Source organism: Streptomyces sp. SP18BB07 (assembly GCF_036322545.1).
Taxonomy (GTDB): Bacteria; Actinomycetota; Actinomycetes; order Streptomycetales; family Streptomycetaceae; genus Streptomyces; species Streptomyces deccanensis.
In genome coordinates this window covers 1-25957 of record NZ_JAQYWT010000334.1, presented here as the reverse complement: position 1 = coordinate 25957, position 25957 = coordinate 1, and the positions used below count along the sequence as shown (strand labels likewise).

20 protein-coding genes and 2 pseudogenes are annotated in these 25957 nt (G+C 71.5%); 10 read left to right on the top strand and 12 right to left on the bottom strand.

Annotated features, from left to right (window positions below):
- Nucleotides 1-71: 71 nt before the first annotated feature.
- From PUR53_RS26705 to PUR53_RS26680, 6 genes and pseudogenes are all read left to right on the top strand, one after another.
- Entirely contained in the window at nucleotides 72-1073 is a 1002-nt protein-coding gene (locus PUR53_RS26705) for a GDP-mannose 4,6-dehydratase (protein ID WP_329897831.1), read from the top strand.
- Nucleotides 1074-1113: 40 nt separating this feature from the next.
- Nucleotides 1114-1827 carry a nucleotidyltransferase family protein gene (locus PUR53_RS26700; RefSeq protein ID WP_329897832.1) on the top strand — a complete coding sequence of 238 codons (714 nt, stop codon included), beginning with the start codon at nucleotides 1114-1116 and terminating at the stop codon, nucleotides 1825-1827.
- A 7-nt stretch (nucleotides 1828-1834) separates the two neighbouring features.
- Nucleotides 1835-2623, top strand: a pseudogene (locus PUR53_RS26695) (NAD-dependent epimerase/dehydratase family protein); the annotation flags it as partial.
- A 380-nt stretch (nucleotides 2624-3003) separates the two neighbouring features.
- Nucleotides 3004-3666, top strand: coding sequence for a spherulation-specific family 4 protein (locus PUR53_RS26690; protein WP_329897833.1), 663 nt, complete (start codon nucleotides 3004-3006; stop codon nucleotides 3664-3666).
- Entirely contained in the window at nucleotides 3663-4469 is an 807-nt protein-coding gene (locus PUR53_RS26685; RefSeq protein WP_329909874.1) for an endo alpha-1,4 polygalactosaminidase, read from the top strand. The genes PUR53_RS26690 and PUR53_RS26685 overlap by 4 nt, the downstream gene beginning before the upstream one ends.
- Nucleotides 4470-4755: 286 nt before the next feature.
- Complete coding sequence (locus PUR53_RS26680) at nucleotides 4756-5985, top strand: PP2C family protein-serine/threonine phosphatase (RefSeq protein WP_329897835.1); 1230 nt, start codon at nucleotides 4756-4758, stop codon at nucleotides 5983-5985.
- Nucleotides 5986-5991: 6 nt separating this feature from the next.
- Here PUR53_RS26680 and ligA read toward each other — a convergent pair whose 3' ends face one another.
- From ligA to PUR53_RS26665, 3 genes and pseudogenes are all read right to left on the bottom strand, one after another.
- Nucleotides 5992-8085 carry an NAD-dependent DNA ligase LigA gene (ligA, locus tag PUR53_RS26675; protein WP_329909873.1) on the bottom strand — a complete coding sequence of 698 codons (2094 nt, stop codon included), beginning with the start codon at nucleotides 8083-8085 and terminating at the stop codon, nucleotides 5992-5994.
- A gap of 58 nt (nucleotides 8086-8143) precedes the next feature.
- A pseudogene (locus tag PUR53_RS26670) lies at nucleotides 8144-8227 on the bottom strand (VOC family protein); the annotation flags it as partial.
- 152 nt (nucleotides 8228-8379) lie between these two features.
- Entirely contained in the window at nucleotides 8380-9261 is an 882-nt protein-coding gene (locus tag PUR53_RS26665) for a LysR substrate-binding domain-containing protein (protein WP_329909872.1), read from the bottom strand.
- A gap of 71 nt (nucleotides 9262-9332) precedes the next feature.
- Between PUR53_RS26665 and PUR53_RS26660 the strand changes: the two genes are divergently transcribed.
- Genes PUR53_RS26660 through PUR53_RS26650 form a run of 3 tightly spaced genes read left to right on the top strand, consistent with a single transcriptional unit; the run spans nucleotide 9333 to nucleotide 11874 of the window.
- On the top strand, nucleotides 9333-10538 hold the full coding sequence (locus PUR53_RS26660; RefSeq protein WP_329897838.1) for a thiolase family protein: 1206 nt from the start codon (nucleotides 9333-9335) through the stop codon (nucleotides 10536-10538).
- Nucleotides 10535-11230 carry a 3-oxoacid CoA-transferase subunit A gene (locus PUR53_RS26655; RefSeq protein ID WP_329897839.1) on the top strand — a complete coding sequence of 232 codons (696 nt, stop codon included), beginning with the start codon at nucleotides 10535-10537 and terminating at the stop codon, nucleotides 11228-11230. The genes PUR53_RS26660 and PUR53_RS26655 overlap by 4 nt, the downstream gene beginning before the upstream one ends.
- The gene (locus PUR53_RS26650; protein WP_329897840.1) at nucleotides 11227-11874 is read left to right on the top strand and encodes a 3-oxoacid CoA-transferase subunit B; all 648 of its coding nucleotides are present in this window, start codon (nucleotides 11227-11229) and stop codon (nucleotides 11872-11874) included. Before PUR53_RS26655 ends, PUR53_RS26650 begins: the two co-directional genes overlap by 4 nt.
- 119 nt (nucleotides 11875-11993) lie before the next feature.
- Here the strand turns inward: PUR53_RS26650 and PUR53_RS26645 are convergent, their stop codons facing one another.
- The 4 genes from PUR53_RS26645 to PUR53_RS26630 form a co-directional block, all read right to left on the bottom strand.
- Nucleotides 11994-13448, bottom strand: a complete 1455-nt coding sequence (locus PUR53_RS26645) for a glyceraldehyde-3-phosphate dehydrogenase (protein ID WP_329897841.1) — start codon at nucleotides 13446-13448, stop codon at nucleotides 11994-11996.
- A 112-nt stretch (nucleotides 13449-13560) separates the two neighbouring features.
- Nucleotides 13561-15585 carry a S8 family serine peptidase gene (locus PUR53_RS26640; RefSeq protein ID WP_329897842.1) on the bottom strand — a complete coding sequence of 675 codons (2025 nt, stop codon included), beginning with the start codon at nucleotides 15583-15585 and terminating at the stop codon, nucleotides 13561-13563.
- 41 nt (nucleotides 15586-15626) lie between these two features.
- Nucleotides 15627-17846 (bottom strand): endonuclease, encoded by a 2220-nt coding sequence (locus PUR53_RS26635; RefSeq protein WP_329909871.1) that lies wholly within the window; start codon nucleotides 17844-17846, stop codon nucleotides 15627-15629.
- 729 nt (nucleotides 17847-18575) lie between these two features.
- Complete coding sequence (locus tag PUR53_RS26630; RefSeq protein ID WP_329897844.1) at nucleotides 18576-19865, bottom strand: alpha-L-fucosidase; 1290 nt, start codon at nucleotides 19863-19865, stop codon at nucleotides 18576-18578.
- A 420-nt stretch (nucleotides 19866-20285) separates the two neighbouring features.
- Here PUR53_RS26630 and PUR53_RS26625 point away from each other — a divergent pair, with 420 nt between their 5' ends.
- On the top strand, nucleotides 20286-20708 hold the full coding sequence (locus PUR53_RS26625) for an SseB family protein (protein WP_329897845.1): 423 nt from the start codon (nucleotides 20286-20288) through the stop codon (nucleotides 20706-20708).
- Between the two features lie 72 nt (nucleotides 20709-20780).
- Here PUR53_RS26625 and PUR53_RS26620 read toward each other — a convergent pair whose 3' ends face one another.
- The 5 genes from PUR53_RS26620 to PUR53_RS26600 form a co-directional block, all read right to left on the bottom strand.
- Nucleotides 20781-21182 (bottom strand): MarR family winged helix-turn-helix transcriptional regulator, encoded by a 402-nt coding sequence (locus tag PUR53_RS26620; protein ID WP_329897846.1) that lies wholly within the window; start codon nucleotides 21180-21182, stop codon nucleotides 20781-20783.
- 72 nt (nucleotides 21183-21254) lie between these two features.
- A complete protein-coding gene (locus tag PUR53_RS26615; protein WP_329897847.1) occupies nucleotides 21255-21608 on the bottom strand; it encodes a VOC family protein in 354 nt (117 codons plus the stop codon).
- Nucleotides 21605-23959 (bottom strand): 1,4-alpha-glucan branching enzyme, encoded by a 2355-nt coding sequence (gene glgB / locus PUR53_RS26610; RefSeq protein ID WP_329909870.1) that lies wholly within the window; start codon nucleotides 23957-23959, stop codon nucleotides 21605-21607. The genes PUR53_RS26615 and glgB overlap by 4 nt, the downstream gene beginning before the upstream one ends.
- A 4-nt stretch (nucleotides 23960-23963) precedes the next feature.
- Nucleotides 23964-25352, bottom strand: coding sequence for a maltokinase N-terminal cap-like domain-containing protein (locus tag PUR53_RS26605; RefSeq protein ID WP_329909869.1), 1389 nt, complete (start codon nucleotides 25350-25352; stop codon nucleotides 23964-23966).
- A 29-nt stretch (nucleotides 25353-25381) separates the two neighbouring features.
- A partial coding sequence (locus tag PUR53_RS26600; RefSeq protein ID WP_329909868.1) for an alpha-glucosidase C-terminal domain-containing protein occupies nucleotides 25382-25957 on the bottom strand: 576 nt, incomplete at its 5' end.

Below are 25957 nucleotides of genomic sequence, written 5' to 3'. Positions count from 1 at the left end.
CCGTGCCCACCTCGACCACCGCACAGCCCCCACGCGCCACCCTCACACAACCGACCGGAAGGACACACCAGTTGACCTCCGCACCGCTCGCCGCCGTCACCGGAGCCGAGGGCTTCATCGGCTCCCATCTGACCGAGGCGCTCGTCGCCGCCGGACACCGGGTCCGGGCCATGGCCCAGTACAACTCCTTCTCCTCCTACGGCTGGCTGGAGACCCTGCACCCGGACGTCCTCGACCACGTCGACATCGTCCTCGGCGACGTCCGCGACCCCGGCTCGGTCCGCGGCCTCCTCGACGGCGCCGACACCGCCTACCACCTGGCCGCCCTCATCGCGATCCCGTACTCCTACCAGGCACCGCACAGCTACGTGGACACCAACGTCACCGGCACCCTCAACGTCCTGGAGGCCGTCCGCGTCCTCGGCACACCCCGTCTGGTCCACACCTCCACCAGCGAGACCTACGGCACCGCCCGGACCGTGCCGATCACCGAGGACCACCCCATCAACACGCAGTCCCCGTACGCCGCCTCGAAGGCCGGCGGTGACCGGCTCGCCGACAGCTACCACGCGAGCTTCGACACCCCTGTCGTCACCCTGAGACCCTTCAACACCTTCGGGCCCCGCCAGTCGATGCGCGCGGTGATCCCCACGGTCATCGGCCAGGTCGCGGCGGGGGAGCGGACCATCACCCTCGGCGATCTGCGCCCCACCCGGGACTTCACCTTCGTCAAGGACACCGCGCAGGCGTTCCTGACCGTCGGCACCGCGCCCGCCGAACAGGTCGTGGGCCGCACCTTCAACGCCGGCACCGGCGGCGAGATCTCCATCGGTGACCTCGTCGCACTGATCGGCAAGGTCATGGACAGCGAACTCGACGTCCGCGAGGACGAGGCCCGTATCCGGCCCGTGAACTCCGAGGTGATGCGGCTCGTCGCGGACGCGAGCCGGCTGACCGCCGCCACCGGCTGGCAGCCCGCCCACACCCTGGAGCAAGGCCTCGCGCACACCGTGGAGTTCTTCCGCGACCCGGCCAACCTGGACCGCTACAAGACCGGCATCTACAACATCTGACTCCCGTCCGGCAGAAGCACATCGACCAAGGAGGAGCACCATGCACGCAGTGATCCTGGCGGGAGGCAAGGGCGTACGACTGCGGCCCTACACGACCGCGCTGCCGAAGCCGCTCGTCCCCATCGGCGACCAGCACGCCATCCTGGAGATCGTGCTGCGCCAGCTCTCCACGGCCGGCTTCACCCATGTCACCCTCGCCATCGGCCACCTCGGCGAGATCATCCGTGCCTACGTCGGCGACGGTTCCCAGTGGGACCTGACCGTCGACTACGCCCTCGAGGAGAGCCCGCTGGGCACCATGGGGCCGCTGCTCAACCTGCGCGAGAAGCTGCCCGCGTCGTTCCTCGTGATGAACGGCGACATCCTCACCGACCTCGACTACGCCGACGTCCTGCGCCGGCACCGGGAGTCCGGGGCGCCGCTCACCATCGCCACCTACGCCCGCAAGGTCCACATCGACTTCGGTGTCCTGACCACCGACGACACCAAGGTCGTCGCCTTCACCGAGAAGCCGAGCATGGACTACCGCGTCTCCATGGGCGTCTACGGCGTGTCCCGCTCCACCCTGGAGGGCTACACCCCCGGACTGCCGCTGGGCTTCGACGAGTTGGTCCTCGACCTGATCAGGGCTCAGAACCAGCCGCACGCCTACGACTTCGACGGATACTGGCTGGACATAGGCCGCCCGGACGACTACGACCGGGCCAACGCCGAGTTCACCACCCGCAAGTCGCTTCTGCTCAAGGGAGCCTGAGCACCCCATGCGCATTCTCGTCCTGGGCTTCACCGGCTATCTGGGCACCCATGTCGTCGAGGGGCTGCGGGCCCTGCCGGGCGCGCTGGTCCTCGGCGGTGGCCGGGCGCCCACGGCCGACCACGCCGTCGACCTCGCCACCGTCCGCCCCGCGGACCTGGCGAAGACGCTGGCGTCGGCCGCGCCCGACACCGTGGTCAACTGTGCGGGCGCGACCGGCGGCGATCCCGTCACCCTCGCCGAGGTCAACGCCCGGGGCCCCGCCGTCCTGTGCGCGGCGCTCCGGGAGGCCGTCCCCGGCGCGCGGCTGGTGCACCTGGGCTCGGCCGCCGAGTACGGTCCCGGCGTCCCGGACGTCCGGGTGACCGAGTCGGCGGCCACGCGTCCACTCGCCCCCTACGGCGCGACCAAGCTCGCGGGCACGGTCGCCGTCACCACGTCCGGCCTGGACGCGGTGGTCCTGCGGGTCGGCAACCCCGTCGGCCCCGGGGCACCGCCCACCAGCCTCCCCGGGCGCATCGCCACCCTGCTGCGCACCGCTGGCCCCGACCCCGAGGCCGTGCTCCGGCTCGGGGACCTCTCCGCGTACCGCGACTTCGTCGACGTCCGCGACGTCACCCGAGCGGTCGTCCTCGCCGCCACGGCCCCCGGCCCCCTGCCGCCCGTCCTCAACATCTCCGGCGGCCGCGCCGTCCCGGTCCGCGAGGTGGCCCACCTCCTGACCGACAAGGCCGGCTTCCGAGGACGGATCACGGAGAACGCGACGGGGACGGGGGCTCCGGCGACGAGGGCTTCGGACGCGAGGGTTTCGGGGGGCGGGGGCGCGGGTGCGGGCGCGGCCCCGGATGCGGCCGTGGCAGACAGGGCGGGGTCGACTGCTCCGGCGCGGCCGGTCGGGTCGGCGCGGCCCGTCGGGTCGGCTGGGCCGGTCGGGTCGGCGGTGAGTGGCGCGGTGGCCGGTGAGACCCGGGCGGACGGGTCGGTTCGGTCGGTGGACGTGTCGTGGCAGTGTTCCGACATCACCGCCGCCGAGGCGGCCCTCGGCTGGCGGCCGGCCCACAGCCTGGACGACGCGCTCACCGCACTCTGGGAGAGCGGCGGCGGGGAGGACAAGGCCGTCGGCGTGCCGGACGGCAGCGGGGAACACGGGGGCGGCGAGAAAGGTGCCCGTACGCCGTGAGTCTGCTCATCCCGCTGTACGTCCACCCGGCCGAGGACCCGGGCGCCTGGCACCGCCTGATCAGGGCGGCACCCCGCACGTACGCCGTCGTCCTCAACCCGGCGAACGGCCCCGGCGACGTCCCCGACCCCGCGTTCACCGCGGCGGCCGGGGCGTTGCGCGCGGCCGGGGCCCGGCTGCTCGGCTATGTCGACACCGACTACGGCGTGCGCGACCGCGCCGAGATCGCCGACGACGTACGCCGTCACCAGGAGTGGTACGCGGCCGACGGCTGCTTCCTCGACCAGGTGACGGCCACCCCGGACGGCCTGCCCGCCTGCCGCAGACTCGTCCGGGCCGTCCGCCGACTGGGCGCCGCCACCGTTGTCCTCAACCCCGGTGTCCACCCGGCCCCGGGGTACGCCCGCCTCGCCGACCTGACCGTCACCTTCGAGGGCCACTGGTCGACGTACGTGTCGGCGTTCAGCCGGCCCGCCTGGGCCGAGCGCTACCCGCCCGAGCGGCTCTGCCACCTCGTCTACGGTGTCCCCGAGGCACTCGTACCGCTCGCCGTGCGCACCGCACACGACCGGGGCGCCGCCGTCTGCGGTCCGGTGACGGGTGAACCACCCAACCCCTGGGCCCAGTTGACACCCGCGCTCACCGGGACGGACCGATGAGGCGGCCGACGTCCGCGTACGTGGCGCTGCTGGCCGCCCTGGTGGCCTCGACCCTCGCGGGCTGCGGCGGCGATGCCGACCCGGATTCCGGCTCCACGTCAGGGCCCCGCTGGAAACCCCGGCCGGGTCTCGCCTGGCAGTGGCAGCTGGACGGCAGGGTCGACCCCTCGGCGGACGTGCCGGTCTACGACATCGACGGCTTCGAGAACTCCGCGAAGGACGTGACCCGGTTGCACCGGGACGGCCGCAAGGTCATCTGCTACGTCAACGTCGGCGCCTGGGAGGACTTCCGGCCCGACAAGGACGCCTTCCCGCGCTCGCTGCTCGGCGAGGAGAACGGCTGGTCGGGCGAACGCTGGCTGGACATACGGCAGTTGGACGTCCTGCGGCCCCTGATGGAACGCCGCTTCGACATGTGCCGCGACAAGGGCTTCGACGCGGTGGAGCCCGACCTGGTGGAGGGCTACGCCGACGACACGGGCTTCCCGCTCACCGCGCGGGACCAGCTGACCTACAACCGCATGATCGCGGACATCGCCCACGAGCGGGGCCTCGCGGTGGGCCTGAAGAACGACCTGCCCCAGATCCCCGAGCTGCTCGCCGACTTCGACTTCGCGGTCAACGAGGAGTGCGCCCAGTACGACGAATGCGCGCGGCTCTCGCCCTTCATCGAGGCCGGCAAGGCCGTGTTCCACGTGGAGTACACCGAACCCAGGAGCAGCTTCTGCGCGGAGTCCCGCCGACTGAAGCTCTCGTCGATGGTCAAACGACTGGAGCTGGGGGTGTGGCGACAGCCCTGCTGAGGCGACGACAGGGAGAGGCCGGGCGGCGACTCCGACTCCCGTGATGCATTCCTCACCCTGCGTGACCCTTGCGCGGACGCCTGGCACGCGGGCATCGACAGCGGCCCCCTCCCGCGCACCGCCCCCTGACCTCCCCGGCGGATCCCAGCAGGCCCGCGACGCTGTGTCCTCATCAGCACGACCGTGCGTGACCTGGCTGCTTTCCGGGGAACGGGACCGCGCTCGGGGGGCTCGCGGCTCCTATGGTGGAGATCACAGGCAGGCGACGGACGCTGAGGCGGCGACCATGGCGGATACGGCGATCGACTACGCGGCGGTGTTCCAGGCGCTGCCGGGCATGGTGGCGCTGCTGACACCCGAGCTGGTGTACGCGGACGCGAACGAGGAATTCCTGCGGATGTCGGGCCGCACCCGCGAGCAGGTGATCGGCCGGTATCTCTTCGACGTGTTCCCCGACAACCCCGACGACCCGTCCGCCAACGGGATGCGGAACTTGGCGGCCTCGCTGCACCGCGTGGTGGAGACCGGCGAGCGGGACGCGATGGCGCTGCAGCGCTACGACGTGGAGTCGGCGCAGCAGCCGGGGGAGTGGGAGGAGCGGTACTGGAGCCCCGTGAACGCGCCGATCCTCGGCCCCGACGGGAAGGTGGTCCTGCTGATCCACAAGGTGGAGGAGGTCACCGAACTGATCCGGGCCCGCGAGCGCGCCCCCGGCGACCGGGACCGCGTCATGGAGGCCGAGCTCTACACCCGCGCCCGGGAGCTGCAGGAGGTCAACGAACGGCTGCGCGAGGCGCACGCCCACGAACGGGAGGTCGCGCTCGCCCTGCAGAAGGCGATGCTGCCCGCGCCCAACCCGATCGGACACCATCGCGTGGCCGTCCGCTACCAGCCGGCGACGGACGCGCTGAACGTGTGCGGCGACTGGTACGACCTGGTCGACCTGGAGGGCGTCGACCGCATCGGGATCGCCGTCGGCGACGTGGTCGGTCACGGCCTGGCCGCCGCCTGCGTCATGGGCAAACTCCGCAGCGCGCTGAGCGCCGCGTCCCTGGTGGCCGACGGTCCCGCCCAGGCGCTGGACGCGCTCGGCCTGTACGCCCGCTCCGTCGACGGCGCCGAGAACACCACCGCCGTGCAGACCTGCGTCGACTGGGACAGCCACACCATCACCTACAGCAGCGCCGGCCATCTGCCGCCTGCTCTGCTGTGCCGCGACGGCACGGTCGCCTTCCTCGACGGCGCCACCGACCCGCCCCTCGGCGCCCGCCCCGAGCACACCCCCCGCCCCGAGGCCACCCTCGACTTCACCGAGGGCGACACGCTGGTCCTCTACACGGACGGTCTGATCGAACGCCGCGACGAGGACATCGACGTCAGCCTCGGCCGCCTCGCCGAAGCGCTCACCCGTCATCGCCGCTCCACGCCCGAGCTCCTCGCCGACGCCCTCCTCCTCGACCTCCTCCACCACGGCCGCGCCACCGACGACACGGCCCTCGTGATCATTCGGCTGTGAGCGTGATCATTCGGCTGTGAGGAAGTCGGCCACCAGCGTGGCGAACTCGTCCGGGTCGGCCAGGCGGATGCCCAGCGTCTCGGCCTTGGCGCGCTTGGAGCCGGCGTTCTCCCCCGCGACGACCAGGGAGGTCTTCTTGGAGACGCTGGAGGAGGCCCGCCCTCCGGCCCGTTCGATGAGTTCGTTCATCTGGTTGCGGCTGAGCTTCTCCAGGACGCCGGTCATCGCGCCCGTGACCACCACGGCCATCCCGGCGAGCGGCCCGCCCACGGCCGCGGGGCCCTCCTCGGCGTCGGCGGGGTTCTCGTCGGCCGGCGCGGGAGGCGTGGCGCCCGGCTCGGTCATGTTCACCCCGGCCGCCACGAGCTTGTCGATGAGCGGGGCCAGTTCGGCGAGCTCGGCCACGATCGACGGGGCCTTCTCGGTGCCGATGCCCTCGACCCGCTGGATCGCCTCGGCGTCCGCCGCCCGGATGTTGTCCATGGTGGCGAAGTACCGGGCGATACGGCGGGACATGGAACGTCCGGTGCCCCGCACCCCCAGCGCGCACAGCACCCGCGACAACGGCCGCCCCTTGGCCGTCTCCAGCGCGGCGAGAAGGTTGTCGGTGCTGGTCTCCCCCATGCGCTCCAGCCCGAGGAGCTGCTCCCGGGTGAGGGCGAACAGATCAGCGAGGTCGGCCACCAGGCCCGCCTCGACGAGCTGGACGACCCGGGTGTGCCCGAGGCCCTCCACATCGAGCTGGTCGCGGCCGACGGCGTACGACAGGGACGCCACCAGGTGACAGTTGCGGCCGTTCTCGCAGCGCCAGCGCTGTTCGCCGGTGTCGATGCCGGAGCCGCATCTCGGGCACACCTCGGGGAAGACGATCGGCTGTTCGTCGCCGGTGCGCAGATGGGCGACGGGCGCCTCCACGCGCGGGATCACATCACCGGCGCGGTGCACCATGACGTGGTCGCCCAGCCGCAGGTCACGGCGGGTGATGTCGGCCGGGTTGTGCAGGGTGGCGTACGTGATGGTGGAGCCGTCGATCTCGACGGGCTCCAGCACGCCGCGCGGCGCGATGATGCCGGTGCGGCCGACGTTCCACTGCACCTCCAGCAGCCGTGTGATCTTCTCGACGGCGGGCAGCTTGTAGGCGATCGCCCAGCGCGGGGCGCGGGAGCCGGACCCGGCGGCCTGCTGGTCGGCGGCCAGGTCGGCCTTGACGACGATCCCGTCGATCCCGAAGGGCAGTGCGGCCCGCAGCTCGGCGATCTCCTTCACCCGGGCGAGGACCTCCTCGACGGAACCGGCGGTGATGCCGGGTACGGCCGTACCGGCGGTGGTGTTGACCCCCAGTTCGGCGGCCCGGGGCATCAGGTCGCTGTGGGCGAGTTCGGCGAGCCGGGTGGCGTCGGCGGTGTCCGTGCCCGGCAGCGGCAGCAGTCCGTACCCGAAGAACGTCATCGGCACGGTGTAGGCACGCTCCTTGGCGCGCAGGGTGCCCGCCGCGGCGTTGCGCGGGTTCGCGAACGGCTGCCCGCCGTGCGCGGTGCGTATCTCGTTGGCGTGCTCGAACTGGGCGGTGGTCATGAGGACTTCGCCCCGTACCTCCACCGTCACGGGCTCGGCCAGCTCGCCGGGCAGCCCCTCGATGGTGCCGATGGCGTGCGAGACGTCCTCCCCGGCCGTCCCGTCGCCCCGGGTGATCAACCGCGTGAGCCGTCCCTGGGTGTAACGCGCGGCGACCGCCAGCCCGTCGAGCTTGGCCTCCACGCTGAACCGCTCCACGTCGTGCCCGATCCGCCGGGCCAGCGACGCCGTCCACGCGGTGAACTCCTCGCCCGAGAACACGTTGTCCAGGCTCAGCATCGCCACCGTGTGCGGCACGTCCCCCTCGACCGCGCCACCGGCGACCTTGCCGGTGGGGGAGTCGGGCAGTATCCCGTCGGGATGCTCGGCCTCCCACGCCGCGATGCCGCGCACGAGCCGGTCGTAGGTGTCGTCGTCCAGCGCCGACGTACCCCCGGCGTAGTAGGCGGCCGAGGCCCGCACCGCGTCCTCGACGGCCTGTGCGTAGGCGGCGGCATCCACGATCACTGCAGCTGATGTCGTCATGCCCCCATCCTGCCGCCCACCACTGACAATGCCCTTCGCGCCGGGGGAGCGCGGCGGCTCAGCCCTTCGGCTGGGTGAAGCGGATGCTGTTGCCGAACGGGTCACGCAGGCCGCAGTCGATGCCGTAGGGGCGGTCGGTGGGGCCGCGGTCTCCTCGGAGAGCGCCGGCGGCCCCGGCTTCTCCAGGCCTCTGGCGCGAACACCGATCCGAACTCCCGCAGTGCCTGCGGTCGTGCACCGCACGGTCCACTTCCTGGTAGGCCGCGTCAAGGAGGAGGGCGCCGACCTGGTCTCTCAGATCGCCGCCCGGATGATCCCCACCGTGCGCGCCAGATGCGGTTCGGCGCGGTCGGCGCGGTGGGCGACGGCCAGCTCCACGCGTGCGTCGGCCCCCGCCAGGGGCAGGTAGGTGACGCCGTCGAGTGCCAGCGCTGTCACCGGCTCGGGCACGACGGCGACACCCAGCCCGCCGGCCACGAGCGTGACCAGCGTCGAGGTCTCGCCGACCTCGTGGCGGATGTGCGGCTCGACGCCGGCGTCGCGCAGCAGGCCCAGGACGACGTCGTACATCACGGACCGGCGGTCGGCGGAGTGCACGATCAGGTCGGCGCCGGCGAGGTCCGCGGCGCGCAGCTGTTTCCGGCGGGCGAGGGGGTGCTCGACGGGTACGGCGACGACGAGCCGGTCCCGGCGCAGGGTGTGCACGGTGAGGGAGAGGTCGGCCGCGGGAGGGCGCAGCAGCGCCACATCGATCGCGCCGGTGCGCAACGCCTCGACCTGGTCGGGTGCCAGCATCTCGCCGCGGAAGGAGAAGTCGACGCCGGGCAGCTCCTCGGTGAGCCGCCGCGAGAGCGCGGGCAGCAGGCTGTACGTCGCCGAGCCCACGCATCCGATCGCGAGGTGCCCGACCGAACCGGCCGCGACGAGCCGCGCGTGGTGGCCGGCCTCGTCGACGTCGGCGAGGATCGCGCGCGCCCGCTCCAGGTAGGCGCGGCCGGCCTCGGTCACCTCCACACGCCGTGTCGTGCGGTGCAGCAGCTTGACGCCCAGCTCCGCCTCCAGCTGCCGGATCTGCTGGGAGAGCGGGGGCTGGGCCATGTGGAGCCGCTCGGCGGCCCGGCCGAAGTGTCGCTCCTCGGCCACCGCCACGAAGTACCGAAGGTGTCGCAGATCCATATGTGGTCCATATCAATCGGCTTCGATATGCGTACTTCAGAATATCGCTCCCCGGGGCTAGCGTCGCTGCCATGAGTGCTTTCCTCTACGCCGCGACCCGGACGCCGTTCGGCCGCTTCAACGGTGCGCTGGCCGGTGTGCGCCCCGACGACCTCGCCGCCGCCGCGATCACCTCGACGCTCGCCCGGGTGCCCCGCTTCGACCCCGCCGCCATAGACGACGTGGTGTGGGGCAACGCCAACGGCGCCGGCGAGGAGAACCGCAACGTCGGCCGCATGGCCGCGCTCCTCGCCGGTCTCCCGGTGAGCGTCCCCGGCACCACCGTCAACCGTCTGTGCGGCTCGAGCCTCGACGCGGCGATGACGGCCAGCCGCACCATCGAGTCCGGGGATGCCGAGGTGGTGCTGACCGGCGGCGTGGAGTCGATGACGCGTGCGCCGTGGGTGCTGCCCAAGTCGGCCAAACCGTTCCCGGCCGGCGACGTCACCGCCGTCTCGACCACGCTCGGCTGGCGACTGGTCAACCCGCGGATGCCGAAGGAGTGGACGGTGAGCCTCGGAGAAGCCAACGAACAGCTCCACGAGCGCTTCGGGATCTCCCGCGAGCGCCAGGACGAGTTCGCCGCCCGCTCCCACCAACTCGCCCACACTGCCTGGGAGTCCGGCTTCTACGACGACCTGGTGGCACCGGTCGACGGCATCGACCTGACCCGCGACGAGGGCATTCGGCCCGCATCCACCCCCGAGGTGCTGGCGGGGCTCAAGCCGGTCTTCCGCACACCGGATCAGGGCGGCACCATCACCGCGGGCAACGCCAGCCCGCTCAACGACGGTGCCTCGGCGGTGCTGTTGGGCAGTGAGCAGGCGGCGTCCGCGATCGGGGCCGACCCGATCGCCCGTATCGCAGGCCGCGGGGTGATGGCGCTGGAGCCGCAGGCCTTCGGCTACGCCCCGGTCGAGGCCGCGAACCGTGCGCTGTCCAGGGCCGGGATCGGCTGGGACCAGGTCGGTGCGGTCGAACTCAACGAGGCCTTCGCCGTGCAGTCCCTCGCCTGCGTCGACGCCTGGAAGATCGACCCCGGAATCGTCAACCAGAAGGGTGGCGCCATCGCGATCGGCCACCCGCTCGGCGCCTCGGGCGGCCGCATCCTCGCCACGCTGGCCAAGGTGCTGCGCGAGACGCGGCAGCGTTACGGCGTCGCCGCGATCTGCATCGGCGTCGGCCAGGGGCTGGCGGTCGTGCTGGAGAACTGCGACGTCACGGGGGCGGCCCAGTGAGCCGGGCGGAGATCGTCGAGAGCGCCGACGCGGCGGTCGCCGGCATCGAGGACGGGGCGACCATCCTGGTCGGCGGCTTCGGTCTGGCCGGGATGCCGTTCGACCTGATCGACGCGCTCATCAGGCAGGGCGCCAAGGACCTGACGATCGTGTCCAACAACGCCGGCAACGGCGACGTCGGACTGGCCGCGCTGCTGGCCGCCGGCCGGGTGCGCAAGGTGCTGTGCTCCTTCCCGCGCCAGGCCGACTCCTGGGTCTTCGACGGCCTCTACCGCGCCGGGAAGATCGAGCTGGAGGTGGTGCCGCAGGGCAACCTCGCCGAGCGGATGCGCGCGGCCGGTGCCGGCATCGGCGCCTTCTACTGCCCGACCGCGGTCGGCACGCCGCTGGCCGAGGGCAAGGAGGTGCGGGAGATCGACGGCCGGACGTACCTGCTGGAGTACCCCATCAAGGGCGACTACGCGCTGATCGCCGCGCATGTCGCGGACACCATGGGCAACCTCGTCTACCGCAAGACCGCCCGCAACTTCGGACCGGTCATGGCCACGGCCGCGACGACGACGATCGTCCAGGTCGACGAGGTCGTCGAGCCCGGCAAGCTCGACCCCGAGGCCGTCGTCACCCCGTCCATCTACGTCGACCGGGTCGTCCAGGTCGCGGCCCGGCACTACACCGTCCAGGGGGCACGATGACCACCACGTCCACCGATCACCGTCTCTCGATGGACGAACTGGCCGCCGTGATCGCACGCGACATCCCGGCCGGCTCCTTCGTCAACCTCGGCATCGGGCAGCCCACCAAGATCGCCGACCATCTGCCGTCCGGCTCCGGGGTGGTGCTGCACACCGAGAACGGCATGCTCAACATGGGCCCGAAGGCCGAGGGCGACGCGGTCGACCCCGACCTGACCAACGCGGGCAAGGTCCCGGTGACCGAACTGCCGGGAGCGGCGTACTTCCACCACGCCGACTCCTTCGCGATGATGCGCGGCGGGCACCTCGACGTCTGTGTCCTCGGCGCGTACCAGGTCGCCTTCGACGGCGACCTCGCCAACTGGACCACCGGCGGGCCCGACGACATCCCCGCCGTCGGCGGCGCCATGGACCTGGCCATCGGCGCCAAGGACGTCTACGTGATGATGACCCTCTTCACCCGCTCCGGTGAGCCGAAGCTCGTGCCGCGGTGCACCTACCCGCTGACCGGCCTCGGCTGCGTCAGCCGCGTCTACACGGACCACGGCGTCTTCGACGTCGGCACCGAGGGTGTACGGATCCGCGAGACGTACGGCGTCGGCGCCGACGAACTCGCCGGGCGACTCGGCATCACGCCGCTCTAGCGCGCTCCGCGCGGTCCCGAACCTGACGACGGCCTCGGTGCCACCCCAAGGGGGCGGCGCCGAGGCCGTCGACTGTTCGGAGTCGGTTCACACCGATCCGTGGATCCCGCACCGATGGATCAGACCGCCGGCGAGGGAAACGTCGGGTACTCCACCCCGGAGACGTGCTGGACGACGCGGATGACCTGGCAGGAGTAGCCGAACTCGTTGTCGTACCAGAGGTAGAGGATCGCGTTGTCGCCGTCGACCTTGGTGGCGCCGGCGTCGACGATCGAGGCGTGGCGGGAGCCGATGAAGTCGCTGGAGACCGAGTCGGGCGCGTTGGTGAAGTCGATCTGGCGCTTCAGCGGGGAGGTCAGCGAGACGCCCCGGAGGTAGTCGAGGACTTCCTCGCGGTCGGTCTCGCGGCCGAGGCGCAGGCTGAGGATCGCGATGGAGACGTCCGGGACGGGGACGCGGATCGAGCTGCCGGTGATCGGCGCCTTCAGGTCGGGCAGCGCCTTGGCGACGGCCGAGGCGGCACCCGTCTCGGTGATGACCATGTTGAGCGGCGCGGAGCGGCCGCGACGGTCCGACTTGTGGTAGTTGTCCAGCAGGTTCTGGTCGTTGGTGAACGAGTGGACGGTCTCCACGTGACCGCGCAGCACACCGAACTCGTCGTCCATCGCCTTCAACGGCGGCACGATCGCGTTGGTGGTGCAGGACGCGCAGGACAGGATCTGCTCGTCCGGCTTGATCGTGTCGTGGTTGACGCCGTGCACGATGTTCGGGACGTCGCCCTTGCCGGGCGCGGTCAGCACGACCTTGTCGATGCCCGGCCGCAGGTGCTTCGACAGACCCTCACGGTCGCGCCACTTGCCCGTGTTGTCGATGAGGATCGCGTTCTTGATGCCGTACTCGGTGTAGTCGACCTCGGACGGGTCGCCGGCGTAGATCACCTTGATCTCGTTGCCGTTGGCGTTGATCGTGCTGGTCGCCTCGTCGACGGTGATCGTGCCCTGGAACTGGCCGTGGATGGAGTCCCGGCGCAGCAGCGAGGCGCGCTTCACGATATCTTCTGCTGCCCGCCCCCCACCGCCACGCACCACGATGGCGCGCAGCCGCAGCCCGTTGCCCGAGCCGGCCTTCTCGATGAGCAGACGTGCCACGAGGCGACCGATGCGGCCGAAGCCGTAGAGGACGACGTCACGTCCCTCCCCGCCCTCGATCTTGTTGGCGCCGGTGGCACCGGCGACGGCCTCGGCGGTGAACTCCTCGATCGACAGGCCCCGGTCGTCGGCCTGGTAGGCCTCGGCGAGCAGGCCGATGTCGATCTGGGAGGGGCCGAGGTCGAGTGTGGTGAGGGTCCGCAGGAACGGCAGGGTGTCGGTGACCGAGAGCTCCACGCCGGCGATCTGGCGGGCGAACCGGTGGGTCTTCAGGATGCTGACCACCGACTTGTTCACCAGGGAGCGGCTGTGCAGCAGGACTGTGACGTCCCGCTCGCGGTGCAGCTTCCCGATGATCGGGATCATCGATTCCGCGATCTCCTCGCGGTGCTTCCAGACGGTGAACGAGTCATCGTTGAGAGTCACAGGTTTATCTTTCGAGCTAGGCGGCGCTCATATGCTAAACGGTCACCGAAAGGACCACGCCACCGGGGTCCGAGCCCGGTGGCACGGTCCTCGGACGGAGTTCACCGGCTGTTCACGAGACACGCCAGGACACGGCGTAGGGCTGGGCGAACTGGGTGATCCGATGGGCGCGCACGACGACCTCCGCGTCACCGGCGGGGACACCTCTCCAGTTGACCTGCTCGACGTTGTTGACGCGGTCGAAGCCGGCCCCCGTGCCCATGTTGCCGTGGCGCTCCTGACCGCCCGCGCGGACGATCAGATCCAGGTCGTTCTGCAGGGCCGCACCGGGCGGGTCGGTCCACACCAGGGTGACCTTCAGGGTGCGGGCCGCCCCTGAGGGCACCGGCACGCGGAACGAGCGTTCGTCGCCCTGCTCCAACTCCTCCTCGTCGGCGAAACCGGCCCGGTCGTCGTCGCCCGGCAGGACGACGGAACGTTCGAGGTTCACCAGGCCGAAGCCGGAGTTGTTGTTGGGGGACGGGCCGGCCTCGCTGGGGTTGTACTGGCCAGGGAGCTCCTCCGCGCCGTTGATCAGCATGGCCTTCAGGAGTGCCGCGCTGGGGTCGGCTGTGCCGTTCCGCACCAGGGTCTCGCGGAGTACGGCCACACAGCCCGCGACGAGGGGGGTGGCCATGCTGGTGCCGCTGAGGAAGGAGTAGGCCGGGTCCGAGGAGACCCCGAACCGGGAGCCGTCCGGAGCCACCTGGGAACGGGTCGAGAGGATCGACGTGCCGGGGGCGACGACGTCGGGCGCTATCCGGCCCTCCTGGGTCGGCCCGCGGCTGCTGAAGGCCGCCATCCCGGACGGGTTGTCGGCCTGCGGGTCGTCCCGGATCGGATTGACGGGAAAGGCGACGATGCTCAGGTCGCCGTACGTCAGCGGGATGTCCGGGCGTTTGCTCTCGCTGGCGCCGACCGTGATCGTGTTCTTGGCCCCTGCCTGTCCGCTCACCGAGGACTGGTTGATCCGGCCGTCGCGGTCCCGGTCGTGCCCCTTGTTGCCCGCCGAGAAGCAGATGACGAAGTTCTTGTGGTCCCAGACCATCTGGTCGGCCTCGAACGCTCTGCTGTCGTACGGCAGGCTGGGGGACTTCGGCCCCCACGAGTTGGTGTGGATCCTCGCCCCGCGCTGGAACGCGGGCTCGAACAGGTCGCGCAGGTCGGTCGGGACTCCACCGAGGAAGCCGCCGTCGTCGAGGAGCGACTGCAGAATCAGCTTCGCCTCGGGGGCCGTGCCGGTGACGGGGCCGCCCATCGAGGGGGAGTTCCCGTTGCCGAGGACCGACCCCGCGACATGGGTGCCGTGGCCGTCCGGGTCGTCCGTCGCCTGCGAGACCGGGCGGCCGAGGGCGGTCAGTTGCTGGACCCGGCCGGTGAAGGCGGGATGCACGTTCGTCGTGGAGCCGAGGTCGAAGCCGGTGTCGGCCACCGCCACCACTTGCCCCTTGCCCCGGAAGGACGTCCCGTTGAGAGAGATCTTGGCGTGCATCAGCGTCGCGGCGACGCTGTTGTGCAACACCAGCTCCGGGACTTCCTCGACGTGGCGCACCTCGTCCAGCGCGGCGAGTGCGGGGAGATCCGTCTCCTGGACCGTCAGCCGCACCTTGTGGCGGTTGGTCTCGATGCCGTCGGCGGAGGCGCCGACCGCCCGGGCGATCCGGTCCCGTACCTCGCCGTTCGTCGTGTCGATGTCGTCGTGCAACACGACGTCCACGGTGTGCGTGCGGGACGACGTGACCTCGACGGGCTCGGCCAGCAGGGCGAGGGCCGGCTGCAGCCGGTCCGGCCTCAGCGACGGAGCGATCTTGAATCCATCGAGATACACGTCGGCCCACGCGACGAACGGCAGCGCGCGGACCGCCTCCAGGTCCGTGGGCCGGTAGCCGCACAGATACGTGCTCTCCGGAACGTATTCGTGGATCACCACGCCGAGCGCCGCGAGCTGTTCCTTCTCCTCGGCGGTGGGAGGACGCGTGGTCTGCACGAGCAGATAGTTGGACTGTGAGGCGTCCTCCGACACCAGGGACGCGGCGGCGAGTTCGGCGGACTGCGCCAGAGGGTCGACGCTCACGCCGTTGATGGTGATGCGAGCCATGAGGCACTCCTTGGGGGTGAGGGGGCGGTCGGGCGGGTGGTTCAGGGCCAGACGCCGGAAAAGTCGATCTTCTGCGCCCACTCCGGGTGGTCTATCAACGGGTTGCGATCGCCCTGGAGTTCGGCGATGGCGGCGTTGCGATGGCGTTCGTACTCGCTCACCGGCTCGCCGGCGTGCCAGGCCAGCAGCGTGGGCAGCCGGCTCTCGGGGAACTCGGTCCGGACGTCACCGACCAGGCCCGGGTAACGCAGCAGGAAGTACAGGGTGGCGCGGGCCACCGCTCCCTTGCCGGACTCCGGCTCGAAGCCGATCACGCTTCGGTCGGAGCCGACGGGGTCGCGCATCCCGCATTCCTCGCGTTCGACTTCCTGGAAGTTCGGGAAGTCGAAGTAGGCGAAGTTGTTGCGGAAGCTGTTGCACCCGACCTCGCAGGCGAACAGATGGTGGAGGTCCCCACGCATCGGCTCCTTGTGCGCGAACCACGACTGCGGCACCACGTGTTCGCAGTTGAACGGCATCAAGGCCTCCAGCGCGTCGAACTCCGCCTCGAACTCCGCCGGACCCGCCGCGCGTTCCCGCGCGAAGAGTTCCTGAACACGGGCCAGCCGCGCCTCCGCCACGGCCGCGTCCGCCCTGATGAACTCCTCGGGGGCGAAGTCCTTCCCGGAGTAGATGCTGCGGAGCCGGCCGTCCCTGTGCAGGTCGACCCAGGGGTAGACCAGGCGGTTGGGCCGGTACCTGGGCCGGGGGGAGTGGGTGTCCTCCAGCAGTTCGGTGAGCGCGCGGCGCAGAGCCTCCGCGTCGCCGGTGTCGATGCCCGCGTAGTAGGTGTCGCGCGCGACGGCATCGGCCTGGCGGTCGTAGTACGGCCGTTCCCGCCCGAGGCGAAGGCTGATCAGAGCGGCCTCCATGTCCCTCTCGACCGCCGACGCACCGTCCGCAGGCGCGGCCGGGGGCGACGGCGGAGCGGGCGCGAGGAAGGGCGCGGGGGTGGACATCGACGTCACGGGACGGGCCGGCAGGTCGAGTCCGACGCTGATCCTCAGGGGGACGGTGAGGTGGGCGATGCCGTCGGTCACCTGGACGCGGGTGCCGTCGGCGCCGGGCAGTCCCCCCGCCCCGTCCACCGGCGGCGGGGACGGGGCCACGGGCCGAGGGACGCCGACCGGTACCGCGACCGATTCACCGGTCGGCCCGGCGGTGAGCACCTCGTCGCGGAGCCGGGCCGCCGTACCGGTCAGGCTGATCGTGCTCAGCGTGCGCAGTATCCGGCTGATCCGCACCCCTTCGTTGGCCACCCAGGCCACTCGTTCCTCGCCCATCTCCGGTGTCCAGAGGGTGCCGTCGACGCTCAGGGGGCGGCCCTCGGCGTCCGTCTTCGGGACGGCCGAGTGGTGCAGTGCCACGACCTCCCACTGGTCGTTGAGGACCGGCGCACCCGACGAGCCCCGAAGGGTGTCGGTCGTGGAATGCAGGAACCGGTCCAGGATGTCGACGACCTGGTTCTCCCGCAGCGCCACTTGCTTGGGCTCGCCTGCGGGGTGCTGGATGATGTTGACGAACTCCCCGATGACGATCTTGCCCTGCTCCTCGCTGAGGGGCAGGAGGCCGAAGGAGGAGAGGGCTTCGCCTCGCCCTCCGCGCTCGGCCACCGCGACCAGGGTGAAGTCCAGTTCCCGGTCGGTGACGAAGAACCGCTGCGGCTCCAGCTGGAACACCGCCGGTACCAGGGGCCGGCCGTCGACGCCGGCCTGCAGGGCGAACGCGACGGTGCTGCGGCGTGCCTCCTCCTGACTGCGCACCACATGGTTGTTGGTCAGCAGCAGCGAGGGCGAGACCATGAAGCCGGTGCCGTGGCCGCCGCCCGGCCCGCTGAGGGTGATCCGGCCGACCGAGCGGGCCACCAGCGCGCCCTTCTCCAGGAACGCGACCGGAGTGAGGTTGTTGCGCCCGATCAGGCGCTCCAGCCCCAGCATGTCGCTGCCGAAGTGCTCGGGCGGTAGCCGCAAGGTGCTTCCGCTCGTCGTGCGGGGCTCGGTCGGTTCCCGGTCGATGGCCCTGGCCTGGGACCAGTCGGTGCCGAGGCGGTTCAGCCGCTTCTCGACGCGCTCCGGTTCGTCGGCGTACAGCACACCGCGGGTCCGTAGCAGTTCCTGATGGCGCTCCCGCCGCTCGGCCCGGTCCGCGAAGCGGTCCGCGGCCCTCGTCAGCTGTGACAAGTAGCCGGATTCCGTGGGGGAGAAGAGCTCCGCCGTCGTCATGGGTCCGCCTCCCATGTGGAGTTGGTGGGGAGTACGGCGCGCCACGCCACGAGTCGTGTGCTGTGCGACGCCTCGTCGGAGTGGGTTGCCGAGGCGGCCGTGCGCGATGAACGCGGCCGGTGGGAGGGCTCCGTGCGACCACGGACGAGTGTCCGGCCCCGCACGGGAGATCGTGGACCGGCCGTCGCGGCGAAGTCCGGGCGCCTCGCCCCGCGGAGCGTTGCCGGGCACCTGTCTCAACTCCCGGGAGGAGCCGTCGGCTTCATGCGCTACCGGAGTGGTCCCGGCCGCACCTTGTGTGTGCAAGCCCCTCTTCGATCCTGACAGCTAGGGCAAACACGCGCAAAAGGGCGGACAGGCTTCCCGCCGGAGATCATGGCCGGCCACGTGGTTCCGGACCGGGCCCGGCGAACCTTCGCACCCGGCTCAGGCGCCGCCCTCACGCGGCGCGGCGTTCAGCTCGGCGGCGAGACCGGCCGAGTGGTCGGGCGCCGGCGCCGCGAGGCAGGCGTTCCGGTCGAGGGGCCCAGTTCGAGACGGAGCACCGTCCCGGCTTCCGCTCCCGGGTGAGGGAGGCGACGAGCCGGGGCGTGGTCTGCCGTTCCCGCCGGGCCACCACGATCACCACGGGGGCGCGCCGAGGCGGGTGCCGGACGAGGTGGTCGAGGAGTTCCAGGGACACCGGGTCCGCCCGGCTGATTGGGCGCGGTGCGGTGCCGTGGTGCCGGGTCAGTCGCGGCCCGAGCCGCGGTAGAGGTCGATCTCCCCTTCCAGTTCCACGGCGAGGACGGTCGCGTACGGGTCGAGGTCGGCCTCCGCGGGTGCGTCGATCCAGGTCACGCCGGGTACCGCGTCGAGACCGCCGATCACCCGGTGGGCCAGCTCGGTGCCCGTGCCGAGGACGGTGACCTTGCTGACGGGATTGCGCAGCCCCCGGACCGCCACGGACTCACGCGGCACGTCGAAGCACATCAGGTACAGGGTGCGCCGGTCGGCGGAGAGGGTGCTCGGACCGTAGTGGTGCCCGGCGGGCAGCCCGGCGACCGTGCCGTACACGGCGTCGGAGTGCCGCCGGATCCACGCCCCGAGCCCTTCCAGCCGCTCGACCTGCTCGGCGGTGATCGACCCGTCCGCCCTCGGCCCGACGTCCAGCAGCAGGTTGCCGCCCATGCCGATCGTCTCGGCGAAGTAACGCACCAGCTGCCGCACGGACTTGTGGTTGTGGTCCGCGTGCTGGAAGCCCCATGAGTCGTTGATGGTCAGGCACAACTCCCAGGGCCCGTCGGGGGCTTCGAGCGGCACGCCCTGCTCCGGGGTGGCGTAGTCGCCGTACGAGAGCATGCGGGCGTTGAGCACGGTGTCCGGGTTCTCCCTGAGGATCAGCTCGGCCAACTCCCGCATCCGCCACTGCTGTTCGGTGCGCTCCCACTCACCGTCGAACCACAGCAGATCGGGGCGGAACCGCTGGACCAGCTCGCCCACCTGGCCGTCCCGGTAGGCGAGGTAGCGCTCCCAGGCGGCCGGGTCCTCCTCGCCGGGTGCGGCATGGGAGTAGGGGTTGGCGTCGTTGCCGCCGGGGTGTTCGTTGGTCCACTGGTCGATCTCGGGGTGGCGGACACTGGCGTAGTCGGGGTGGTTCCAGTCGGAGTGCGAGTAGTAGAGGCCGACCTTGAGGCCCCGCTCGCGCAGCGCGTCGACGTACCCGGTGATCAGGTCCCGGCCGGCCGGGGTGCGGTGGACGACGCCCAGGTCGCCCAGGGCGGTGTCCCACAGGGCGACGCCGTCGTGGTGGCGTGCCGTGAGCACCGCGTACTTCGCGCCCACCCGGGCGAACAACTCGGCCCAGGCCGCGGGGTCGTACGCGGACGCGGTGAAGCCGTCGAGCTGTTTCATGTACCGCTCGTGCGGCACCTCGCCCCAGTAGAAGGACCAGGACTCCGGCACCCCCTCCACGGCGTAGATGCCGTAGTGGATGAAGATGCCCAGCTTGGCGGCGGGAAACCAGGGTTGCATGGTCATGCGGCCACGCTAGGGGCCCGATCCCGGCGGACGCGTGGGCGCGGGTCACCACTACTGGTCCATTTTCACCGCCGACCCCTTCGGTGCATCGTCGGCGGCGCGACCCCTCACGCAGGACGACAACAGGGCCGACCACACCCTGCCGACCGGCACGACGACCATGAAGGCCGGAAGGGCGATCCGCGGGTGTACGTCCTCGACGGCCCCGGAAAGATCGGCACGGACGAGCCCTGTCCGAAGTGACCTCCGAGGGGCCGCAGCCGCCCTGACCGGGGCCCTCACGCCGCACCGGCCCCTCGCACCCCCTATGCATCGGCCAGGTAGAGGAATGCCCGCCTCCCCGTCGGGTACGCGAGCAGCGCAGCGCCCGGGACGGACGCCGTCCCGGGCGGCCCTTCCGCTACTACCTGGGATCTTCCGATGGACATACCCGCCAATGGCCACCACCCGCCCCAGGCCGCCTCGCCGGCCCAGCAGGCGCTGACCGCGCTCGCCTTCGACACCCATGACACGGCCGCGCTCCACACGCTCGCCGACACCGACGTGCTGATCCCGGTCCCGGACGACGCCGACGAGGCGGCCGTGAACGATCCGACGGCCGTGGCGCTGCCCGTGCTGGAGCAGCCCGGCGGCGAGCAGATCGTGCCCGTCTTCACCTCGGAGCCCGCGATGGCCGAGCTCCTGCCCTATGTGTCGCGCTACCGCCTGGTGCCCCTGGGCGCCCTGGCCTCCCAGTGGCCCGCCGACGCCGACCTCTCCCTCACCATCGACGCCGGCTCCCCGCACGGCCTCACCCTCGACGCCCACGACGTGGGCACCCTGCTCGGAGGCCAGGGGATCTGACCCGCACGGGACCGCTCGCCCGACGGACGAGGGGAGGGCCCGCAGGCGCTCCCACGAGCCCCGAGGGCGGGGTCAGTCCTGCCGCAGCATGCGGGCCAGGACGTCGCGCTGCAGGGGCTGGACCCGGGTGTGCAGCTCGCGGCCCTTGTCCGTCAGGGCGACCCACACCCCGCGCCGGTCCTCCGCGCACACGGACCGCTCCACCAGGCCGTCCTTCTCCAGCCGGCCGATCAGCCGGGACAGCGCGCTCTGGCTGAGGTGGACCTTCTCGGCGATGTTCTGCACCCGGCACAGGTCCCCGGCCGCCGTGGCCGCCGCCAGCCCCGACGCGAGGATGTCGAGCACCTCGAAGTCGCTGGCGCCCAGCCCGTGCGGATGCAGCACGCGATCGATCTCGCACATCGTGCGGGCGTGCACGGACAGGATGTCCCGCCACTGGTCCTCGAGCCGGACACCGGTCGTGTTCGCTGCCATATGTGCACGGTAACAGAGCGCGGAGCGATCGTTGAGTGTGCAACTAGTGCAGCCGCATCGATCGCCTCGGCCCTACTCCGCGACCGTGTCCTGGAGGAGTCCGATCAGGTTGCCGTCCGCGTCCTTCACCGAGGCGATCAGCCGGCCGCCGCCCACGTCATGGACGTCCTCCAGCGTCTGCGCGCCGGCCCCGAGCAGCGCCGCGAGCGCCGTCCGGATGTCGGTGACGTGCCAGTACGGCACCGGCCCCGTCATTCCCTTCGCGTGGCCGTTCGGGTCCAGCCCCACGTCCTGCCCGGCGTCCTTGAAGCCGACGTAGTACGGCGAGTCCGCGTACGGCTCGACCTCCAGCAGGGCACTGAACAGGGCCTTCGCCCGAGCCAGGTCCTTCACGGGGTAGATGACGGTCTTCAGTCCGGCGGTCATGACGCACTCCTTCGCGGTGGTCTGCGGTCCTTGGAATCCGCCTTCACGCTAGGCCGGACCGGCACCGCCGGGCTTCTCCGATCCTGACCGGTTGCCCCCGGGCCGAAAGACGGCTCCGGGCGCAGCCACACCGTGGCCAGCGGGGGCAGGGTCAGACGGACACTGGCCGGCCGCCCGTGCCAGGCGTGCGGCTCGACCTCGACCGGCTGGGAACAGGTGACATCGCTGCCCCCGTAGACGGCCGCGTCCGTGTTCAGCACCTCGCGCCACGCCGCGACGCCGTCCGGCACCCCGAGGCGGTAGTTTTCCCGCACCGCGGGGCTGAAGTGGGAGACGGCCAACAGCGGCGTGCCGTCCGCGGCGAGCCGCAGGAACGCGAAGACGTTGTCCTCGGCGGCGTCCCCACTCACCCACTGGAAGCCGGCCGGGTCCGTGTCCCGCTGCCAGAGGGCGGGCGTGTCACGGTAGACCGTGTTGAGGTCCCGGACGAGGTCCCGCACCCCCCGGTGGTCCGCCTCGGCGCCGTACCCGGGATCGAGCAGCCACCAGTCCGGCCCCTGGGCCTCCACCCACTCCCCGCCCTGGGCGAACTCCTGCCCCATGAAGAGGAGTTGCTTGCCGGGGTGGGCCCACATGAAGCCGAGGTACGCGCGGTGGTTGGCCCGCTGCTGCCACCAGTCGCCCGGCATCTTCGACACCAGCGACCGCTTGCCGTGCACGACCTCGTCGTGGGAGATGGGCAGGACGTAGTTCTCGCTGTACGCGTACACCATCGAGAACGACATCTCGTTGTGGTGGTACTTGCGGTGCACGGGCTCGTGCTCGATGTAGCCCAGCGAGTCGTGCATCCAGCCCATGTTCCACTTCAGCCCGAAGCCCAGCCCGCCGCTGTCGGTCGGGCGGGTCACCCCGTCCCAGGCCGTGGACTCCTCCGCGATGGTCACCACACCCGGCGCCCGCCGGTACACGGTGGCGTTCATCTCCTGGAGGAAGGCGACCGCGTCCAGATCCTCGCGCCCGCCGAACACATTGGGCGACCACTGCCCGGAGTCCCGCGAGTAGTCGAGGTAGAGCATCGAGGCGACCGCGTCCACCCGCAGCCCGTCGACGTGGTACTCCTCGCACCAGTACACGGCGTTCGCCACGAGGAAGTTGCGCACCTCGGTGCGGCCGAAGTCGAACTCGTACGTCCCCCAGTCCGGATGCTCCGCCCGCCGGCTGTCCCCGGGCTCGTACAGCGGCTCCCCGTCGAAGCGGCCGAGCGCCCAGTCGTCCTTCGGGAAGTGCGCGGGCACCCAGTCCACGATCACGCCGATCCCGGCCCGGTGCAGGGCGTCGACGAGGTACTTGAAGTCGTCCGGGGTGCCGAGCCGGGCGGTCGGGGCGTAGAAGCCGGTGACCTGGTAGCCCCAGGAGCCGCTGAACGGGTGCTGGGCGACCGGCATCAACTCGACATGGGTGAACCCCAGATCGGCGACGTACCCGGGCAGCACGTCCGCGAGCTGACGGTACGTCAATCCAGAGCGCCAGGACGGCAGATGGACCTCGTACACCGAGAACGGCGCCTCGTGCACCGGGACGTCACCGCGCCGGGCCATCCACTCCGCGTCGCCCCACGCGTAGTGCCAGGCGTGGACGACGGACGCCGTCGCGGGGGGCACCTCCGCCCGGCGGGCCATCGGGTCGGCCCTGAGCAGCCGCCGGCCGTCGCGCGCGGTGATCTCGAACTTGTAGAGGGCGCCCTCGCCCACCCCCGGCAGGAACAGCTCCCAGACCCCCGAGGAACCGAGGGACCTCATCGGGAACGCCGTCCCGTCCCAGCAGCCGAAGTCCCCGACGACCCGCACCCCCCGGGCGTTCGGCGCCCAGACGGTGAAGCGGGTGCCGGTGACCCCTTGGTGGGTCATCGGCTCGGCCCCGAGCGCCTTCCACAACTGCTCGTGCCGCCCCTCCCGGATCAGATGCAGATCCAGCTCCCCGAGCGCGGGCAGGAAACGGTACGGGTCGTGGACCTCGTGGTCGGTGTCCTCGTACGACACGAACAACGTGTACGCGGGGACGGCGTCGAGCGGCAGGAGGACGGAGAAGAGACCGTCGCCCTCCGAGGCGAGATAGGTGCGCTCGCCCTCGATGACGACGCTCACGGCATGGGCGTACGGGCGCAGGGCCCGCACCGCGATCCCACCGCCCGGCACCGGATGGGCGCCCAGCAGGGCGTGCGGGTCGTGATGTGCGCCTGAGAGCAGCCGTGCACGCTCCTCGGGGGGCAGGGGAGGGGCGGCCACGGTCAGCCGGGGGCCGCGCCGGGGCGGGCCGGCCGACTCGGGGGGCGTGGTGTCACGCAGAGCCACGGCTTCAGTCTCCTCTCACGGCGAGACGCTCGATCGCCGCCATCGGTACGGGGAGCCAGTCGGGTCGGTGCCGGGCCTCGTAGAGGACCTCGTACACGGCCCGGTCCGTCTCGTAGGCACGCAGGAGACCGTGCTTCTCGCGCGGGTCCCAGCCGGCGCGGGCCGCGTAGCCCGCGCAGTACGCCTCCCGGCAGCGGCGCGCCCACTCCGGGCGCCAGGGCCTGCGCTGCCGCGCGGCGTAGTCGAAGGAGCGCAGCATCCCGGCGATGTCCCGCACCGGCGACTGGGTACCGCACCGCTCGGCGAGCGGACGGGACGGCTCGCCCTCGAAGTCGATGACGAACCACTCCGGGCCGGCCCGCAGCACCTGCCCCAGATGCAGATCGCCGTGCACGCGCTGCGCGGGCGGCCCCGCGTCGCAGGCCAGCAGGGCGCGGAAAGCCGTGCGCAGACCGGGGACGTACGGCCGCAGGGCCGGTACGGCGCGCGCGGCGGCGTCGAGTCGTTCGGTCATCGCGGCCGCCGTCCGCGCGTTCTCGCCGGGGGCCCCGGCGGGGAAGGCCGACGCCAGCGCCAGATGCACGTCCGCCGTGGCCCGGCCCAGCTCACGGGCCTGTTCGGTGAAGTCCTGCCCGGCGGCGAGCGCGCCGAGCGCCAGCGTCCAGCCGTCGGAGGCGTCGGGCAGGAACGGCTGCAGCACACCGAGGGTCGCCGGGAACGGATCGGTCGTCCGGAACCAGGCGACCGGCGCCGGCACCCGGCCGCACCCCTGCCCGGCCAGCGCGCCCGGCACCTCCAGATCGGGGTTCACCCCCGGCTGGATGCGCCGGAAGACCTTCAGGATGTACGCGTCCCCGTACACGAGCGAGGAGTTGGACTGCTCGGCGTCCAGCAGCCGGGGCGCCAACCCGGCCGGTACCCGCGCGCCGGGGTCCGCCTCGAAACGCAGGGGGCCCGCCGAGCCGGGATGCCGCAGCCGTTCGAGGAGCACCTCGGCCGACCGGGGGTCGTACAGCGCGTCGTAGACCGTCAGACCGGCCAGCGGTCCTTCGTGCGCCTGCCCGATGAGTGCCCTGGCCAGGCGCGGCACCGGATGCTCACGCACCCCGAGCAGGAGCTGATAGCAGTCGCCGGCCGGGGGAGTACCGCCCGGCGCGGGCACCCCGCCGTGACCGGTGTGGCTCGGCTGACCGGTGTGCACGAGCAGATGCAGGCAGCCCGGATACAGCTCGGTCATCGACAGCAGTGCGAGATCCGTGACCGGCCGGTCCTTGCCGGCGAACCAGCGTTGCCGTGGCAGCCACTCGCGCAACAGCCCCGCCAGCGAGGTCATGAGGCCGGTGGCGACCTCTTCGCCGCTCGGCCGGAGCAGTGCGGATGCGGTCTTCGACATGGTGACGCGTCCTTTCGCCGGCCCGCGCTTCAACGCCCTCGGGCAGCGCGGGAGAGGACTCGGGAGAGCCGGAACCAGTAGAAGCCGTGGCCCGCGAGGGTGAGCAGATAGGGCAGTTCACCGACGGCGGGGAAACGGACGCCGCCGATGAGTTCGACGGGGTGGCGTTCCTCGTAGGCGTGCAGATCGAGCTCGGTGGGCTGCGGGAAGCGCGAGAAGTTGTTCACGCACAGCACCAGATCGTCCTTGTACTCCCTGAGGTACGCCAGCACGGAGGGGTTGGACGAGGGGAGTTCGGTGTAGGTGCCGAGGCCGAAGGCCGGGTTCTGCTTGCGGATCTCGATCATCCGGCGGGTCCAGTGCAGCAGCGAGGAGGGCGACGACATCGACGCCTCGACATTGGTGACCTGGTAGCCGTAGACCGGGTCCATGATCGTCGGCAGGTAGAGACGGCCGGGGTCGCTGGAGGAGAAGCCGGCGTTGCGGTCGGGGGTCCACTGCATGGGGGTGCGGACGGCGTCGCGGTCGCCGAGCCAGATGTTGTCGCCCATGCCGATCTCGTCGCCGTAGTAGAGGATCGGCGAGCCCGGGAGGGAGAGCAGGAG